Consider the following 1,632-nt stretch of genomic DNA (forward strand, 5'->3'; position numbering starts at 1 on the left):
GAATAAATAAAAAAGGAATTTACAATGGCAAATATTGTGGTCTTGGGTGGTGGTATTGGTGGAATTTCTGCAGTTTATGGACTTAAGGAACGGTTAGATAATGCCCATCATATCACGCTGATTCATGCGGTTAATTATTTTCAATTTGTCCCCTCTAATGTGTGGGCAGGAATTGGCTGGAGAAATCGTGAAGCAATCACTGTGAATTTGGATACTTATCTTCATAAAAATGGAATTCATTTTATTCCTCAATCGGTTGAGCGTATTGATGCACAAAATAATCAACTTTATCTTCCTGATGGCACAACAATTCATTATGACTATCTTGTTATCACTACAGGAGCAAAACTTGCATTTGAAGAGGTGCCCGGCGCAGGACCAATAAACGGTTTTACTCATTCAATTTGTACCATCGATCATGCGGAAAATACATTTGCAGCTTATCAAGAATTTCTTAAAGATCCTGGCCCGATTATTATTGGAACTATGCCTGGAGCCAGTTGTTTTGGACCCGCCTATGAGTTTAGTTTTGTGGTTAATGCCGATTTAAGGAAACGTAAGTTGCGTCACAAGGTGCCAATTACCTATGTTACCAGTGAACCTTATATTGGTCATTTAGGCCTTGGTGGTGTAAATGATTCGAAAACTATGCTTGAATCGGAGTTACGTAAAAAAAACATTAATTTTATAGCGAATGCAAAAGTTACGAAGGTTGAATCTGGACAACTGACTGCTTCTGAACTGGATTCTAATGGGATATTAATCAAAGAGCATGTGTTACCTTTTAAATTATCCATGATGATACCCTCTTTCAAAGGCGTGGACGCGGTTGCTCGTGTCGAAGGATTGTGTAACCCAAGAGGATTTGTGATTGTAGATGAGCATCAACGGAGCATAAAATATCCCAATATTTATTCCGCAGGTGTATGTATTGCAATTCCTCCTATTGAAACGACACCAGTACCAACAGGTGTTCCAAAAACAGGGTATATGATTGAGACCATGGTAACTGCCCTTGTTGAAAACATCTTCTCTGAGCTTGAAAATAAACCGATTAGTGCTATAGCATCAAAGGGCGCTATTTGTCTTGCTGATTTAGGTGATAAAGGGATGGCTTTTATTGCCGTTCCAGAGACCCCACCAAGAAATATGGATTGGGCAAAAGAAGGGAAATGGGTTCATTTAGCTAAAATCGCTTTTGAAAAATATTTTCTTTATAAGGTAAAGCATGGCTTATCCGAACCGGTTTATGAGAAGTATATTTTGAAAATGCTAGGAATTAATCGTTTAGAATAAAAATGTATGAATGGATTGCAGTAGATTAAAAAAGAATTTCTGTTCAGATATGTCCAGATTGAGTAATTAAATCGTGATTTTTATTGAAGATAAATGGTTTATGGAAAATATACCGATATTGGCAGATTATCAAAATCCTAAAGTACAAAAGATCGCGATCGAGCTAACCCAAACAGAGTCTGATGTTGTAGGAAAAGTGCGATGTATTTTTAAATTTGTTCGTGATGAAATTAAGTTTGGGTTTCCACCTGATGGGGATTGGGTTCCCGCCTCAAAAACGTTACAAATTAAAATTGGGCAGTGCAATACAAAAAGTACTCTTTTTGGGCGTTATGC

At 37.3% G+C, this 1,632-nt stretch carries 2 protein-coding genes; both read left to right on the top strand.

Annotation, left to right across the window (positions count from 1 at the left end; genetic code table 11):
• The first annotated feature begins 24 nt into the window (after nt 1–24).
• The gene (locus LDG_RS03465; protein WP_006869757.1) at nt 25–1,296 is read left to right on the top strand and encodes an NAD(P)/FAD-dependent oxidoreductase; all 1,272 of its coding nucleotides are present in this window, start codon (nt 25–27) and stop codon (nt 1,294–1,296) included.
• Between the two features lie 73 nt (nt 1,297–1,369).
• On the top strand, nt 1,370–1,632 hold a 263-nt coding region (locus LDG_RS03470), incomplete at its 3' end, for a transglutaminase-like domain-containing protein (protein ID WP_040534363.1).

Origin of the sequence: Legionella drancourtii LLAP12, from assembly GCF_000162755.2 — a bacterium.
Classification (GTDB): domain Bacteria; phylum Pseudomonadota; class Gammaproteobacteria; order Legionellales; family Legionellaceae; genus Legionella; species Legionella drancourtii.

Bases quoted from the DNA above. Each gene is read 5' to 3' on its own strand.
- LDG_RS03465 (WP_006869757.1), top strand. From the start codon at position 25: ATGGCAAATATTGTGGTCTTGGGTGGTGGTATTGGTGGAATTTCTGCA.